This window comes from Ruegeria sp. YTSC004, assembly GCF_059609805.1.
Map to the genome: position 1 here is coordinate 51,023 of NZ_JBXWMJ010000015.1, position 16,186 is coordinate 67,208.

The following is a 16,186-nucleotide window of genomic DNA, read 5'->3' on the forward strand; positions in this document are numbered from 1 at the left end:
CTGGTTAACAGTTTTGTCAGCGAAATTGATCTGTATTTCATGCACCTTTCCCCGCTTTACGGTAGAGAAGGGAACGGTCCAGTGCCGTCTTTTGTATGACCGCAGAGAGATTGGGCGGATGAATTTCAGAGATTTGGAATACGTGCTTGCCATCGCGAAGCATGGCAAGTTCAGCCAGGCGGCGGTTGCGTGCAACGTTTCGCAACCTGCTCTGTCGAACCAGATCAAGAAGCTGGAACAGGAACTGGGTGTTGAACTGTTTCTGCGGCTGAATAGCGAAGTGCGGCCAACCGCGTTTGGTCAGAGCATCCTGAGTGTCGCTGAATCCATTCTGTCGGACGCACAGAAGATCCGCGATTCCGCCACCCAATTTCGCGACCCCGAGGCCGTTGCATATCGGATTGGCATGACGCCAACGCTTGCACCGTACCTGACGCAGTATTTTTCAGAGCTGTTCAGCGATATTTTTCCGCGTATGCGAGTGACAATGATTGAGGATCTTCCACAGAACATGTTGCAGATGGTTGAAGACCATCAGCTGGACATGGCGCTGGTGGCTCAGGTCAACAACAGTGACGCTTTGGCTTTCACGTCGATTTGGTCCGAACCCCTGTTTCTGGCCATGCGCGAGGGGCATCCGCTGTGTATGCTTCCTTCAATAGCACCTGAGGGCGTTCCCGCGCATGACTTTATCCGGCTTCCTCACAGTTTCGGCTATGAGCTTGAGGACCGTTTGCCCAAAGCTGATCCTGCGATCCGGGTCGCAAAGCGGTTTGATCTGAGCGCGCTGAGGTTTGAAACGATCTGTCGGCACATCTGTCATTCTGATGATTGTACAATTGTGTCGGCCCTGGCTGCCGAGCAATTCAAGCGGGACAAATGGCCCTTGTGTTTTGTTCCGTTTGAGGGCCCAGGAAACCTACGCAACCTTGGGGCCGCGACCCGCCCGGGATGCCCCAGAAACCCCGTGCTGAACCGTGTCGGTGCATATATTCAGGACCGGCCACCGGTTGGTGTGACCCCAACATTCTCGCAATAAATACCCGTCGATCCTTTTGATCATGCAACGCAATGATGCGGGGCAGTCTTTCGGCTGCTTCCTTTGCATTTGGTTAAGCTGTGCAAGAGCTATCAAAGTGAGTTGACAATGGATTTTGTATTTTGGATACATTGGGCACAGATTTCGCGGCGATGAGAGTCGTCAGAAATTGCTTGGTCAACAAAAGCAACGCGAAAGCCGATTGAAAATTTTTCTGGGAGACAATCATGAAACTTAAATTTTTGGCTGCAACAGCGGCAGTTGCCCTGTCCAGCGCAGCCGCTCAGGCAAATACGCTTGTTTATTGTTCAGAAGGCTCACCCGAAGGGTTTGACCCGGCGCTTTTTACGGCCGGAACCACCTTTGATGCCTCATCGCACCCGATCTACAACCGCCTGCTGGAATTCGAAACCGGTACGACCAACGTTATCCCCGGTCTGGCCGAAAGCGTCGAAGCCAGTGATGATGGTCTGGAGTACACATTTAAGCTGCGTCAGGGCGTTAAATTCCATTCGAATGACGAATTCACACCGACCCGCGATTTCAACGCGGATGACGTGATCTTCTCGTTCATGCGCCAAAAGGATGACAGCCATCCTTATAATCAGGTGTCAGGCGGTACGTGGGAATACTTCAAGGGTATGGGTATGCCCGATCTGGTCGAGTCCATCGAAAAGGTCGACGACTACACCGTCAAATTCACGCTGACCAAGCCTGAAGCGCCGTTTGTTGCCAATATGGCGATGGATTTCGCTTCGATCCTGTCTGCAGAATATGCAGATGCAATGATGGAAGCCGGGACGCCTGAAAAGCTGAACACCGCGCCCATCGGTACTGGCCCATTCTCGTTCTTGGCGTACCAGAAAGATGCCGTGATCCGCTATGCCCAGAATGCCGACTACTGGAAGGCTCCTGCGGATGTTGAGAACCTGATCTTTGCGATCACTCCGGACGCATCCGTGCGTTATCAGAAGCTGAAGGCTGGCGAATGCCACATCATGCCGTATCCCAACCCGGCCGACATTCAGGCAATGCAGGATGATGCTGACATCAACATGATGGAGCAAGAGGGTCTGAACGTCGGTTATCTGGCCTACAACACCACGATGGCGCCGTTTGATAACCCGAATGTCCGCAAGGCGCTGAATATGGCGATCGACAAGAACGCGATCATCGACGTGGTGTTCCAGGGCTCGGGTCAGGTTGCCAAAAACCCGATCCCGCCAACAATGTGGGGCTACAACGACGCAATCACCGACGATGCCTATGATCCGGAAGCGGCCAAGGCGATGCTGGAAGCCGAAGGTGTTTCCGACCTGTCGATGAAGGTATGGGCAATGCCGGTACAGCGTCCGTACAACCCGAATGCGCGCCGTATGGCCGAACTGATCCAGGCGGATTTCGCGAAGGTTGGCGTGGACGTCGAGATCGTGTCCTACGAATGGGGCGAGTATCTGTCGCGTTCGAAAGATCTGGACCGTGACGGTGCCGTTCTGCTGGGTTGGACCGGTGACAATGGCGATCCAGACAACTTCCTGGCGGTTCTGCTGGGCTGTGACGGTCGCGAAGCGTCGAACCGAGCACAATGGTGCCATGAGCCGTTCGAAGATCTGATCCTGAAGGCCAAACAGTCCACCGATCAGGCTGAACGCACCAAGCTGTATGAAGATGCCCAGGTCATCTTCAAAGAGCAGGCCCCGTGGGCAACCATTGCGCACTCGGTCGTGTACATGCCGATGAGCAATAAGGTTCAGGGCTATAAAGTGCACCCGCTGGGCGGCCACATCTTCTACGGTGTGAGCGTCGAATAAACCACCACTCAACGACCGGAGCCGCCCAATTGGCGGCTTCGGTTTTCTTTATTGGGAGGTCGGCGCAAATGCCGGATTTGTCCGAGTACCAACAACTGGCAAAGGACATGTCAGTAGATGCCGTGGCACTGGTGCCCGGCCCGAATTTTACCCGAGCTTTGGGAAAACCCTTCATGAGCCACGAGCGGCCTTTTGTGGTCGTCATCCCGGCCATAGGTGAACCAGCCGCGATTGTTCCCAATCTGGAATTGGGCTCATGGGCGCTGGTCGGATTTGACGGCGCTGTCTTCGACTGGCGCGACCAGACGGGCTATGACGACGCCTTCGCGGCGCTGGCTGAACACATGCCGCTGCGATCTCTCGCGGTCGAAGGGCAGGTGATGCGGGTCTTTGTCTCCAAGGCCTTTACCCGTGCCTTGCCTGAGCTGCGGATCGTGGACGCGGAACGCGAGATATCCGGTCTGCGCATCATCAAGACGGACGATGACATTGCAGCGCTGCAAGCCGCGATTGATATCTCGGAACGAGCGCTAGAGCGGGTAATTGCGGATGTTCGTGTGCGTCAGACAGAAGTACAGATTGAACAAGCCTTGATCCAGGCGTTGTTCGCAGAAGGTGCCGCGTCGCTGGCCTTTTCACCTATCGTGACAGCCGGAGGAAACTCGGCTCAACCGCATGGTAAAGCGCGCGCGGATTATCAGATCAAAGCGGGCGACGCGCTGCTGTTCGATTTCGGCGCACGTAAACACGGGTTTGCCGCGGACATCACGCGTACCTTTTTCGTCGCCGAAGCCTCGGATGAAGGCAGGGCGGTCTACGACACCGTTCTGCGGGCCAATCTAGTCGGCTTCGAAGCTTGCAAACCAGGAGTAACCGCCCACGATATCGACGATGCGGTGACCAGCGTGCTCGAGGCCTCGCCCTATGCTGATCGTATCCGCACCAAGACCGGTCATGGGCTGGGCCGCGATGTGCACGAAGCGCCCTACATCATGCGTGGCAACGGCCAGATCATGCGCGCGGGCATGGTTTGGACCAACGAGCCGGGCCTCTATGATCTGGACAATTTCGGCGTTCGGATCGAAGATGACGTACTGGTGACCGAAGACGGTTGCCGGTCGCTGACCAGCTTTCCCAAAGAACTAATAATCATAGGCCGCTGATGTTTGGCTATTTCCTTACCCGCCTCGGCATGTTCATTCCGACATTTCTGGGCGTAACACTGATCTCGTTCATGTTCATTCGGGTGCTTCCAGGCGATCCGATCATCGTCATGGCCGGTGAACGCGGAATGTCCGAAGAACGCTATCAGGAGATGGTCGAGAAGCTGGGTTTCGACAAACCTGTTCTGCAGCAATACTGGGACTATTTGGTTGGCGTGTTGCATGGTGATCTGGGCGAGAGCTTTGTCACCAAGAAGCCGGTTTGGGACGAATTCTTTGCCCTGTTTCCGGCCACGCTGGAATTGTCGATCTGCGCCATGATTTTTGCAGTAGCTTTGGGGCTGCCTGCGGGCGTTATTGCCGCTGTGAATCGGGGCAAATTCTTCGACCGGGCGCTGATGTCGTCCGCGCTGATCGGGTATTCCATGCCGATCTTCTGGTGGGCGCTGTTGTTGATCATCGTGTTTTCCGGCAACCTTGGTTGGACGCCTGTCTCAGGCCGGATCGACCTGCTGTACTACTTTCCAAGTGTCACAGGCTTCATGTTGATCGACAGTCTGCTGTCCGGGCAGGAGGGGGCGTTTGGATCGGCTGTACGCCATCTAATTCTGCCGACCATCGTTTTGGGCACGATCCCTTTGGCCGTAATTGCACGCCAGACCCGTTCGGCCATGTTGGAAGTGTTGGGTGAGGATTACATCCGCACGGCCCGCGCCAAGGGCCTCGCCCCTGCGCGGATCAATGGACTGCATGCGCTGCGCAATGCATTGATCCCTGTGATTACAGTGATCGGCCTGTCGGTCGGCACTTTGCTGGCCGGGGCGATCCTGACCGAGACAATCTTTAGCTGGCCAGGCATCGGCAAGTGGATGGTCGATAGCATTTTCCGCCGCGACTACCCGGTGGTGCAGGGCGGCCTGCTGATGATCGCCGTGATCGTCATGCTGGTGAACTTACTGGTCGATGTCCTTTACGGCGTCATCAACCCCAAAATCCGGAGGCGATGATGGCTGAATTGTCCGCGACCCCACCAAAAACCGAAGACCGCCCCAGCGCCCTGCGAGAGTTCTGGTATTACTTCAGCGAAAACCGCGGTGCGGTGATGGGCCTTTGGGTCTTTGCCGCTTTTGTCTTCTGCGCGGCCTTTGCGCCTTTGTTGGCCCCCTACGACCCGACTGAACAGTTCCGCAATCACATTCTGCAACCTCCTGCGTGGCAAGAAGGCGGCAGTTGGGCCTTCCCGTTGGGCACCGATCCGTTGGGTCGGGATATGCTGTCGCGGCTGATCATGGGATCGCGTTATTCCTTCTTTGTCGGCATCGTGGTGGTTTGTGTGGCCGTGACGGGCGGGGTGATTGTCGGCCTCCTGTCGGGTTTCGCGCCCAAATGGGTCGATACGATGATCATGCGTGTGATGGATATCATCTTGTCCTTCCCCTCGCTACTGCTTGCGCTGGTTCTGGTCGCCATCCTTGGCCCCTCGTTGACCAACGCGATGATCGCCATCGCCATTGTGTTCCAACCACATTACGTGCGTTTGACCAGGGCATCAGTGTTGGCAGAGCGGCAAAAGGACTATGTGACTTCGGCCCGCGTTGCCGGTGCCAGCAAGGCCCGGCTGATGTTCAAGACCGTGCTGCCGAATTGTCTGGCTCCGATCATCGTTCAGGCGGCGCTGTCGTTTTCGACCGCTATTCTGGATGCTGCAGCCCTTGGCTTCTTGGGCATGGGGGCGCAGCCGCCCACGCCGGAATGGGGCACCATGCTGGCCGAAGCGCGTGAGTTTATTCTGCGCGCATGGTGGGTGGTGACGTTCCCCGGTTTGGCCATCTTGGTCACTGTGCTGGCCATCAACCTGATGGGCGACGGTCTGCGCGACGCGCTGGACCCTAAGCTAAAGCGGAGCTGACGACATGAGCCTGTTGGATATCCGAAACCTCACCGTCGAATTCGCAACCGCTTCGGGTCAGTTCCGGGCCGTAGATGGCGTTGATCTGTCTGTCGACAAGGGCGAATTAACGGCCATCGTCGGCGAAAGCGGCTCGGGCAAATCGGTGTCGATGCTGGCATTGATGGGTCTTCTGCCCTGGACGGCCACGATTACGGCCGACCAACTAAGCTTTGAAGGCATTGACCTGACCAAAATCTCGGCCCGCGACCGGCGCAAGATCATCGGCAAAGACATTGCCATGATTTTTCAGGAACCGATGTCATCGCTGAATCCTTGCTTTACGGTTGGCTTCCAGATCAAGGAGGCCTTGCGCATCCACCTGGGCCTGAACCGAAAGGACCGCCACCAACGCGCTATTGAACTGTTTGATCAGGTCGGAATCCCCGCACCCGAAAGCCGACTGAACACGTTTCCGCATCAGATGTCCGGCGGCATGAACCAGAGGGTGATGATTGCGATGGCCATCGCCTGCAAACCCAAGCTGTTGATTGCGGACGAGCCGACAACAGCACTGGACGTGACAATTCAGGCGCAAATCCTTGATCTGTTGGTTCGCCTTCGGGACGACCAGGGCATGGGTTTGGTCCTTATCACTCATGATATGGGTGTTGTCGCCGAGACCGCCGAGCGGGTTCAAGTCCAATATGCTGGCCAAAAGGTCGAGGAGCAGGCAGTCAAAGACCTGTTCCGCACCCCGCGTCACCCCTACACAACTGCGTTGCTCAACGCGCTTCCGGAGCGGGCGACGTCTAAGATGCTACCGACCATTCCCGGCGTCGTTCCAGGGCAGTTTGACCGGCCAAAAGGATGTCTGTTCAGCCCCAGATGCCAATATGCAGATGATCTGTGCCGATCGTTACCCCCAACCCCGCACAGTGCGGAATTCGGCAAGGCGCGCTGCCATTACGTTGAAAAAATTACAACCGGAGAGCTGGCATGACCGCCCCCATCGTTCAGGCCAGTGATTTGGCCAGGTTCTACACCGTAAAAGGCGGGTTGTTGTCGAAGGCCGCAACGGTCAAGGCCTTGTCTGGCGTGGACTTCGAACTGCGGCCGGGCAAAACGCTGGCAATCGTGGGGGAGTCTGGTTGTGGGAAGTCCACCCTCGCAAGGGTGGTGACGATGATCGAAGAACCGACCTCGGGTAGTCTGACCATCGATGGTGTTGAGATATCTCCATCGAAATGGGCCCAGATGCGTGAAACTGTGCAGATTGTGTTTCAGGATCCCTACGGCTCGCTCAACCCGCGCCAACGGATCGGTCAAATCCTGCAAGAGCCATTGATCATAAACCGCCGCGAGATGTCCGCAGTCGACCGAGAGGCGCGCGCGCGAGAAATGATCGACCTCGTGGGGCTGCGCCCCGAACATTACGACCGCTACCCACACATGTTCTCGGGCGGGCAGCGGCAGCGGATAGCAATTGCCCGCGCCCTGATGCTGAACCCCAAGGTGCTGGTGCTGGATGAGCCGGTTTCAGCACTGGACGTCTCGATCCAGTCGCAAATTCTGAACCTGCTGGTCGAACTGCAGGAAGGTCTGAACCTTGCCTATCTGTTCATTTCGCATGATTTGTCGGTGGTAAAGCATTTTGCCGACGATGTAATTGTCATGTATCTGGGCCGCGCGGTTGAAAAAGCTCCGAAAGAAAAGTTGTTTGCTGCCCCTCGACATCCTTATTCCAAGGCTCTTTTGTCGACGACGCCCCGCGCAGATCCCGACGCGCGAAAGGATCGGATCAAACTGGAAGGCGAGCTTCCGTCCCCGATGAACATCCCCAAAGGCTGTGCCTTTGCACAACGGTGCTGGCTTGCAACCGAAGAATGCCGTGCAGCGCCGCCAGAACTTAGCGGGTCAGACCACAAAGTGGCGTGCCTGCATCCTCTGGGGTAAGAAAGCTGACATTCAGCCGGTTTCACCTTTCCGTGTCTTGATAACCATCGCCAACAACTGATCCTTGGTCCGTTGAATATGCTTGGTCAGCAGTTCACCTGCGGCATCAACCTGACGTTTGCGTGCCAGCGACAAAAGCTGTCGGTGGTCTTGCTTGGCGGGCTCGCGCTGTTCCATGACGCTCAGATGCATACGGACATAGCGGTCCGATTGCAGATTGACCCTTTGCAGGATCTCATTGGTCAGCCCACGATCAGCAGCCGCATAAAGGGCTTTGTGGTATTCATAATTCAGGCTACCCCACCGCCCGACATTGTAAGCTTCGTAAGACTTTTCCATGTCGTCGAGCAGCTTCTCGCATCTGGCGAAATCAGCTTCCGTCATCTGCGGAATAGACCGTTTGAACAAGTCGACCTCCAAAAGAACGCGAAGGTCGAAAATCTCGCCAATTTGCGAAAGCGAATGCGAAGTCACCGATGCACCACGGTTGTTTGTCAGTTGCACAAGGCCTTCGGCATCCAGCCGTTTCAGTGCTTCGCGGATCGGCATGCGCGAGACATCATAGTCCTCTGCAAGGGCCTCTTGCCGGATGGTTTCACCTTCGGCCATCTCTCCGCTTAGGATACGTTCCCGCAGATCATTTGTGATGACTTCTGGAAGACTTTGACGTGCGATCGCGCGGGTTCTGGGCATAAGAGTGGTCTCGGTCGGTGTAAGTTGTATCCAAAATACAAAATGAGCGTTCGATTTCCAAGGGCCATACATCTATTGATAACTTTAAGTTGCTCGAGCGTTCCAGCAGGCCAGCAACGATGCGGTATTCGAACGCGAAGGAGGGGTGTAGTGGTCAGCCAACGTTTCCTGCCCAAGGGGGCGATTTCCGTCGACGTTCCTTATGATGGACCGCCCAAGGCCTTTCATTTTCTATTGCTGCCGAATACCACGATGTTGGCGTTTAGCGCTGCGATTGAACCTTTGCGTATTTCCAACCAACTGGCCCGAAAGCAATTGTTCGAATGGTATGTCCTTTCAGCAGATGGCGCGCCGGTCACGTGTTCGAACGGAATCCGCATTCAAGCTGACCAACCCATGCACGATCTGGAGCAGGGGGCCTATACTTTCGTGTGTTCCGGCACTGAGCCGATGGCCTCGTTTGATACCCCGGTTCTGAATTGGATCCGTCGGCAAAAGGCACATGGATGCGATTTTGGCGGTATCTGCACAGGGGCATTTGCCTTGGCCAAGGCAGGCCTGATCGGCGACAAGAAGTTCACCGTTCATTGGGAAAACCGCCCCGGTTTTTGCGAGTATTTTCCGACAATGACGCCAACCCAGAGCCTGTACGAGATTGACGGCAAGCTGCGCACTTGCGGGGGAGGGCACGCCAGCACCGATATGATGCTGGAAGTGATCGAGGAATTGTTCGGCAACGCCCTGGCCATCAACGTGTCCGAGATGTGTTTGCACCGACGCGTCGGTGAAAGTGGCAGCAATCAGGTTTCGCCCGTCTCGGCCCTTTTGGGGACACGCAACGCCAAGCTGGTCGAAGCTGTCCAGATCATGCGAGACAACATTGAATCGCCGCTTAGCCTCGAAGCGGTGGCGGATCAGGCGTCACTGTCCAGACGCCATATGGAACGGCTGTTCCAGCAGCACACCAAGATGTCGCCCGGCCAGTATTATAACAACCTCAGGCTAGATCGTGCCTTCGCCCTATTGAATGAAACCGACCTCAGCGTATCCGAGATTGCCTTTGCATCCGGGTTTTCCAGCACGGACAGGCTTTCGGTTCATTTCCGAGGTCGGTACAAGGTTTCGCCGCATAACTTCCGCAGATCGTGGTCGCACGAAAGTGGCAGCTAAGACCATTGGTGTGACTTGGATATCGAGGTGCAATTAAGCTCTGGACTGACACAGTGGATTGCTCTGGCTTTCGACCCAATGCGGAAATTTTGCAATTCTGTGATCTATGGCTGGCATTAGAACGGGCGCAATTAATCCAAGGCTACGAAGATGATGATGCAAATCCAGATCACAGCCCAACCGCGGGTCTATTCAATCCTGAATGTACCGGTTGAGAATACCTACGCGGGTACTTCCCGGAACCGTCATGATCTGGCCGCGCTAGCGGCCGACTTACGCTGCCACGATGGATTGACCAAGCAGGACGCTCCCTTCATCGTCAGTCGCGTGATCGACACTCTGCATTTTGAAGCACTTCCTTTTGCCACTACAGCGACGGCCCATTAATCATGGACGATATCATGAACACTTCCGGTATCCGCAATGAAGGCATGCGAATTGGCGGCGAGATTGTCTTTACCGATTTTAAAATCTCGGTCCACTATCCCTATACGAACGAGACTATTGGTACCGTCCCTGCCGGCACTTCTGAACATGCACGCAAAGCCTTTGAGATCGCCGCGAATTACGCGCCCAAACTGACCCGTTATGAACGCAGCGAAATTTTACGGCGCGCTGGCGTGTTGATTGGTGAAAGACGCGAATACCTCGCAAAATGGCTGACGCTTGAGCTTGGCATCTGCTATCAGCACTCGATCTATGAAACCAAGCGCGCGCAGGACGTTTTTCAGTTCGCCGCCTCCGAGGCCCTGAAGGACGATGGTGAGGTTTTCTCGTGTGATCTGACCCACAACGGTAAGGCGCGCAAGATTTTCACCAAACGCGAGCCGGTCAGGACCATCAGCGCAATTACTCCGTTCAATCACCCTCTGAACATGGTCAGCCACAAGATTGCGCCGTCCATTGCCACCAATAACTGCATGGTCTGCAAACCGACCGAGCTAACCCCACTGACGGCTTTGACCCTGGCGGACATATTGTACGAGGCAGGGTTGCCGCCCGAAATGTTTCAGGTTGTGACGGGCCGGCCGCAGGACATCGGTGATGAGATGATCACCAATGAACACATCGACGTAATCACTTTCACGGGTGGTGTGCCCGTCGGCAAGATGATCGCGTCCAAGGCGGGTTACAAACGGCAGGCACTGGAATTGGGCGGCAACGACCCCCTGATCGTGTTGAACGATCTGAATGACGCCGATCTGGACAAGGCCGCCGGTATAGCTGTGGCTGGGGCCACAGGTAATTCGGGGCAACGCTGCACCGCGATCAAACGCATTCTGGTTCAGGAAAGCGTAGCAGATAGATTTGTGCCACTTGTTCTGGAAAAGGCAAAAGCGATCCGGTTTGGTGACCCTCAGGACCCAGAAACGCAATTGGGTTGCGTTATCCACGCACAAGCCGCCGAGTTGTTCGAAAACCGCGTGCTGAAGGCTGCGCAAGAGGGCGCAGAAATCCTCTATCACCCCGGCCGCAACGGTGCACTGTTGCCGCCGATCGTCGTCGACAAGGTGCCCCACGGCAGCGAGTTGGTGATGGAAGAGACATTTGGTCCAATCGTGCCGATCGTTCGTGTTCCAGATGATGATGCGCAAGTCATGCAGATCTCAAACGGCACCGCATTTGGTTTGTCGGCGGGTGTCTGTACTAATGATCTGAACCGGGCGATTACCTACATCAACGGTTTGAACGTTGGCACCTGCAACATCTGGGAACAGCCCGGCTACCGGATCGAAATGTCTCCTTTTGGCGGTATCAAGGACAGCGGCAACGGCGTCAAGGAAGGCGTGATCGAGGCGATGAAATTTTTCACCAACGTCAAAACTTATTCACTGCCCTGGCCCGAGTGACTTTTTAGCCCTCTTTCTGTTGCGGGAAATTGTGACAATTGCACAAACAGGGGGCTCAGCCCTGCACAACGTTCTGCCGTTGCACGCCCAAGCCTTTGATGCCCAACTCCATCCTGTCGCCAGGTTTTAGATAGGTCGGCGGATTTTGGCCCATGCCCACACCCGGAGGGGTGCCTGTCGAAATCACATCTCCCGGCTGTAGCGACATGAACTGCGACAGATGAGAGATTGCTGTCGCCATGCCGAAATGCATCGTTCGGGTCGATCCATTCTGAAGCCGTTGCCCGTTCACCTCAAGATACATCTGCAGGTCCTGCGGATTGGGTACCTCATCCCGTGTCACAAGCCATGGACCTATAGGACCGAACGTGTCGGCGGATTTGCCTTTGACCCACTGGCCCGAACGGTGCAGTTGGAAATCGCGTTCTGATTTGTCGTTGATGACGCAATAACCGGCGACATGGTTCAAGGCTTCGGCTTCCGAGAGGTATTCGGCCTCTTTCCCGATCACCACACCCAGTTCCACCTCCCAATCGGTTTTGACCGAGCCACGAGGGATTTCGACCGTGTCGTTGGGGCCAATAATGGCCGAAGTTGCCTTAAAAAAGATTACCGGTTCCTGCGGCAGCTCCATCCCACTTTCGGCCGCATGATCGGCGTAGTTCAGACCTATGCAGACGAACTTGCCGACCTGACCGACGCAAGCGCCAATCCGCGGTTGACCATCCACTAGAGGCAGGCTTGCGGTATCCAACCTGCGCAATCGGTCCAGGGCTTCATCGCCAAGCAACTCGCCTGTGAGATCATCAATCACACCCGACAAATCACGAATTGCGCCCTTGGCATCCAGAAGACCGGGCTTTTCCGCGCCCTTGGGACCGAACCGCAGTAATTTCATTGATAGTATTCCCTTTGCTCAGAGCGCCCGCGGCCATCATTAGCCATCAGGGGTGCGGATGGGAAATTCCGTTGTATTTGACCGGACAGCACATTTATCGACCCCCTGCACCAAAAACTCAATTCTTGTGGTGAATTAAACAGAGGACAGAGATACTGTAATCTCATTTCGTAATTTTGAAATTTTTGTGCTAGTGTCCGAGCAGATTTTACTGATTTCTTTCAAAGGTACTATTTATCGTGAGCAACAATTCACAAAACACGTTCAGGTTGCGCCCGATGGAAAGGGCAGATCTGGATTCCGTTCTGAGTTGGTTTCAGGACGTTGAAGACCTTGCGCGTTTCGATCGTACAACGCGCGTGCCCCTCAATACATCGCATGCCGAAGAATTTTGGAGAGATTCATTTACGTCTTCCGATGCCAGCCGCAAATGTTGGTTTATCGTCGAGTCCTCCGCAGGTGAGGCCGTTGGGCTGGCCGGGCTTGAGTCTATCTCGAACATCAATCGCGATGCAGTGGTTGCAGTTTTCGTCAACAAAGCAATGCGTAGATCCGGCGTCGGGCTTCGGGCATCCGCTTTGGTGCTGGACCTGGCATTTCGACAGCTGGGGCTGAACCGCATAACGTCTTATTATCGTGAGGACAATCATCACAGCCGTGATCTTGTTGCCAAGATAGGATTCCAGATTGAAGGGACGATGCGTCAAGCGTGGTTCGCTGAAGGCGAGTTTCAGGATATGGTTGTTGTGGGCATTCTGAAATCCGAGTGGATGGTTCGCCGAAACGTTTTGGCACAGGAACTGGATGCGAATACAATCGTGACATTGGGGCCGAATGATTGCGCCGCCTGGTCATGGCCGCCTCAGATCGCTGAGGTGTGATCAGTTCCGATCAAAACTGCTTCGGTCGTCAAAAACGTTTTTTGATATATGTTAGTTACGGGTCCGCTATGAATCCGAAAAAAGAGTAACACTTGTGAGTACGACAATTTCTGACATTCCAATTACTCAACGGCTTGGCGCAGTATTGTTCGCTGATGTCGTAGGATACTCCCGGCTCATGAGCGAGAATGAGCTGGATACCTATAATGAATTGAAAGCATTGATTTCTTTGCTTGAAGCCTCGTGCGCAAAGTACAACGGTCGGGTGGTAGAGGTACGTGGGGACGGGATTTTGGCCCTGTTCGAAACTGCCACCAGCGCAGTGGAATTCGGGGTCGAATTGCATCAAATCGCAAGCGATCAGAATAAGACCCGCGCGCAGGATCAGCGAATCAAGTTCCGGGCTGGGATTCACCTTGGTGAGATTCTGATAGACGAGCGGGGCATTCATGGTGACAACGTCAATATCGCGGCCCGGTTGCAAGAAATAGCCGAGCCTGAGCGGGTCTATGTCAGCTCTGCCGTGTATGATCAGGTCTGCAATCGCCTGCGCTTTGGGTACGAGTTTCTGGGGCCAAAACAGCTCAAGAATATCATGAATCCTGTCTCGACCTACTGCGTCCGCAGCGAAGTGGCCGGCGCGACCATGGCCGGCACGATGCGCCCGGATTTGAAAGGGGACATATTCGAACGGCCGGATACGCCGTCGGTGGCCGTTCTGCCTTTCAGCAGCTCTGGCGGCGATGAGTCCGACAGCTGGATCGCCGAAGGTCTGACGGACGACATAATCATGAATCTGTCCAAGTTCCGGAACCTTTTTATCATCGCCCGGAACTCGTCGTTTTTCTTCAGGACACAATCGATGCCTCCGAAAGAGGCCGCGCAAAAACTGAATGTTCGCTATGTCGCGCGCGGCAGTGTACGTCGGTCAGCCAGTCGGATCAGGATTTCCGCCGAGTTGATTGATGCCAACACCGAGCGCACGATCTGGGGCGAACGGTTCGATCGCAAGATTGACGATATTTTCGACATTCTTGATGAGGTCACTGAGTGCATTGTGGCGGCCACTGCGGTGATGATCGAGTCGCATGAAAAGCAGCGCATGATTCAGGCAGTTCCAAACGATCTTGAGGCCTATGGTTCGGTCCTGCAAGGTCAGCACCACATCTTCAAATACACCCGAAACGACAACCGCAAGGCACAGAATTTCTATCAATCAGCCCTTGAGCGGGACGAGGGGTATGCCCGTGCTGCAGCAGCGCTGTCGCGAACTCTAAATATCGACTGGCGTTATTCCTGGGCCGAAGAGCCGTCACAATCGCTGGAAAAGGCGCTGATGTTGGCACAGCGCGCGATTGAGCTGGACCCGACCGACGCGCGTGGTTTCGGCGAATTGGGCTATGTGCACCTGTACCGCAAAGAGCATGACGCAGCCATCCAATCCTATCAGAGGGCGCTGGCGTTAAACCCAAATGACGCGGATATGCATTCCGACTTTGCTGATGCGCTAGCCCATTCGGGTGACAACGAAACGGCCATAACGCATCTTCAGCAGGCAATGCGCCTAAATCCCTATTTCCCGGATCAATACCTTTGGCATCTGGGTGGGGCGTATTACAACCTAAGACGCTATGAGGATGTAATTGAGACGGTCAACAAGATGAACAATCCGACCGAGGGGCAGCGTATGCTGGCCGCAAGTTATGCTCAGCTGGGTCAAACGGACATGGCCCGTCTTATAAGGGAAAAGCACCGCGAGGCACATCCTAACTTTTCGCTGGCCCGCTGGACGACCGTTCAACCGGATCGGCTAGAGGAAGATACGCAGCACTTTGTGGAAGGTCTGAAAAAAGCCGGGTTCTGAAAAGCAAAGGGGCACCCAATTTCGGGTGCCCCAGAATATTTCTCGCAAACCGGGCTTAGTCGCCGCCGCGCACCTTTGCGCCGCTGACCTTGGCACCGCTCACCTTTGCGCCACTGACTTTGGCACCGCTGACTTTCGCGCCGCTGACCTTTGCACCGCTCACTTTGGCACCGCTTATCGCCGGGCTGTCAAAACCGAAATAGATGTCCAGCAGGACCTGCTCGAACTGGCCGGTCATCACATCCATACGAAATGTGAAGTCAGCCTTGTCGTAGTCCCAGACTCGCATATCATTGGAAAACTGATAATCCGCCGAAGCAACACCAGAAAGCGTCGGACTTACTGGCGCACGAGAACCCTGACCTACAGGCGCATTCGCTTCGGTTGCTGAATCACCTTCACCATGTACCAGGAAAATAGTGGGTTCGGGCAGTTCATAGTACGTGCCTTCATATGCGAAGCCGTAGATCCTGGCGAGTTGGGCATCGTCATCCAGCTGTTCCGCAAGATGATTGTTGTTGCCGCGCCGTTTTCTGCGCCTGCCGACTTGCTCGAACTGTTGTTGCCCAAGATCAAATCTGCCTGTTTGCTCCCAAAACGGTTTTTGGGGATCGAACTGCGTGCCCTTCCGCACTCTGATCAACGTCCCGCGTTTAACTTGTGTTTTGTTAAACCAGGAGCTGTCCGTATCGTCCGCCACGGTGTAAATGCCGTTTTGATCCAAATTGGCCTGATTTTTCACCAATACGCGGTCACGCGGCTTCAATGTCACGCCGTCGACTGAGGCCCCCTTCAAAGGAGGTTGCATATTTGCGGTGGTGGCTGCTTTTACTTTGGTTTGTGACTGGATTTTTATATCTTCAATAATTCGACCAAACAACAACACTTCTGAAAAACTGAGCAAGGATTCAGCCATATCTCTCTCTCCCAATTACGGGATCGACGAAGCCAGAACCCTCATCTCCCCCTCAAA

General features: G+C 54.9%; 15 protein-coding genes. 12 read left to right on the forward strand and 3 right to left on the reverse strand.

All coding sequences use genetic code 11. The features are described from left to right. Positions 1-118: 118 nt before the first annotated feature. The 7 genes from AC2FFP_RS20655 (at position 119) to AC2FFP_RS20685 (ending at position 7,857) form a co-directional block, all read left to right on the forward strand. Positions 119-1,039, forward strand: a complete 921-nt coding sequence (locus AC2FFP_RS20655; RefSeq protein ID WP_496740889.1) for a LysR family transcriptional regulator — start codon at positions 119-121, stop codon at positions 1,037-1,039. A gap of 227 nt (positions 1,040-1,266) precedes the next feature. Further along, positions 1,267-2,850 (forward strand): ABC transporter substrate-binding protein, encoded by a 1,584-nt coding sequence (locus AC2FFP_RS20660; RefSeq protein ID WP_496740887.1) that lies wholly within the window; start codon positions 1,267-1,269, stop codon positions 2,848-2,850. Positions 2,851-2,918: 68 nt separating this feature from the next. Beyond that, entirely contained in the window at positions 2,919-4,013 is a 1,095-nt protein-coding gene (locus AC2FFP_RS20665) for a M24 family metallopeptidase (RefSeq protein ID WP_496844391.1), read from the forward strand. Beyond that, positions 4,013-5,020, forward strand: coding sequence for an ABC transporter permease subunit (locus tag AC2FFP_RS20670; protein WP_282169492.1), 1,008 nt, complete (start codon positions 4,013-4,015; stop codon positions 5,018-5,020). The genes AC2FFP_RS20665 and AC2FFP_RS20670 overlap by 1 nt, the downstream gene beginning before the upstream one ends. Continuing rightward, on the forward strand, positions 5,017-5,922 hold the full coding sequence (locus AC2FFP_RS20675) for an ABC transporter permease subunit (protein WP_082637042.1): 906 nt from the start codon (positions 5,017-5,019) through the stop codon (positions 5,920-5,922). The genes AC2FFP_RS20670 and AC2FFP_RS20675 overlap by 4 nt, the downstream gene beginning before the upstream one ends. A 4-nt stretch (positions 5,923-5,926) precedes the next feature. Continuing rightward, positions 5,927-6,904: an ABC transporter ATP-binding protein gene (locus AC2FFP_RS20680; protein WP_496844392.1), complete on the forward strand. Its 978-nt coding sequence runs from the start codon at positions 5,927-5,929 to the stop codon at positions 6,902-6,904. After that, the gene (locus AC2FFP_RS20685; RefSeq protein ID WP_496770005.1) at positions 6,901-7,857 is read left to right on the forward strand and encodes an ABC transporter ATP-binding protein; all 957 of its coding nucleotides are present in this window, start codon (positions 6,901-6,903) and stop codon (positions 7,855-7,857) included. The genes AC2FFP_RS20680 and AC2FFP_RS20685 overlap by 4 nt, the downstream gene beginning before the upstream one ends. Before the next feature lie 12 nt (positions 7,858-7,869). Here AC2FFP_RS20685 and AC2FFP_RS20690 read toward each other — a convergent pair whose 3' ends face one another. Beyond that, positions 7,870-8,550 carry a GntR family transcriptional regulator gene (locus AC2FFP_RS20690; protein ID WP_496770003.1) on the reverse strand — a complete coding sequence of 227 codons (681 nt, stop codon included), beginning with the start codon at positions 8,548-8,550 and terminating at the stop codon, positions 7,870-7,872. Between the two features lie 150 nt (positions 8,551-8,700). On the opposite strand from AC2FFP_RS20690, the gene AC2FFP_RS20695 reads away from it, so the two are divergent. The 3 genes from AC2FFP_RS20695 to phnY all read left to right on the forward strand — a co-directional run bounded on the left by AC2FFP_RS20695 (position 8,701) and on the right by phnY (position 11,570). Further along, a complete protein-coding gene (locus AC2FFP_RS20695; protein WP_496844393.1) occupies positions 8,701-9,720 on the forward strand; it encodes a GlxA family transcriptional regulator in 1,020 nt (339 codons plus the stop codon). A gap of 150 nt (positions 9,721-9,870) precedes the next feature. Further along, complete coding sequence (locus tag AC2FFP_RS20700; RefSeq protein WP_496844394.1) at positions 9,871-10,107, forward strand: hypothetical protein; 237 nt, start codon at positions 9,871-9,873, stop codon at positions 10,105-10,107. Between the two features lie 2 nt (positions 10,108-10,109). Then, entirely contained in the window at positions 10,110-11,570 is a 1,461-nt protein-coding gene (gene phnY, locus AC2FFP_RS20705) for a phosphonoacetaldehyde dehydrogenase (RefSeq protein ID WP_496844395.1), read from the forward strand. Positions 11,571-11,625: 55 nt separating this feature from the next. Here phnY and AC2FFP_RS20710 read toward each other — a convergent pair whose 3' ends face one another. Then, positions 11,626-12,468 carry a fumarylacetoacetate hydrolase family protein gene (locus AC2FFP_RS20710; RefSeq protein WP_496769994.1) on the reverse strand — a complete coding sequence of 281 codons (843 nt, stop codon included), beginning with the start codon at positions 12,466-12,468 and terminating at the stop codon, positions 11,626-11,628. Between the two features lie 239 nt (positions 12,469-12,707). On the opposite strand from AC2FFP_RS20710, the gene AC2FFP_RS20715 reads away from it, so the two are divergent. After that, positions 12,708-13,349 carry a GNAT family N-acetyltransferase gene (locus AC2FFP_RS20715; protein WP_496844396.1) on the forward strand — a complete coding sequence of 214 codons (642 nt, stop codon included), beginning with the start codon at positions 12,708-12,710 and terminating at the stop codon, positions 13,347-13,349. Between the two features lie 94 nt (positions 13,350-13,443). Further along, positions 13,444-15,213 carry an adenylate/guanylate cyclase domain-containing protein gene (locus AC2FFP_RS20720; RefSeq protein WP_496726950.1) on the forward strand — a complete coding sequence of 590 codons (1,770 nt, stop codon included), beginning with the start codon at positions 13,444-13,446 and terminating at the stop codon, positions 15,211-15,213. 55 nt (positions 15,214-15,268) lie between these two features. On the opposite strand, the gene AC2FFP_RS20725 is transcribed toward AC2FFP_RS20720, so the two are convergent. Then, on the reverse strand, positions 15,269-16,129 hold the full coding sequence (locus AC2FFP_RS20725) for a hypothetical protein (RefSeq protein ID WP_496769990.1): 861 nt from the start codon (positions 16,127-16,129) through the stop codon (positions 15,269-15,271). Positions 16,130-16,186: the final 57 nt, after the last annotated feature.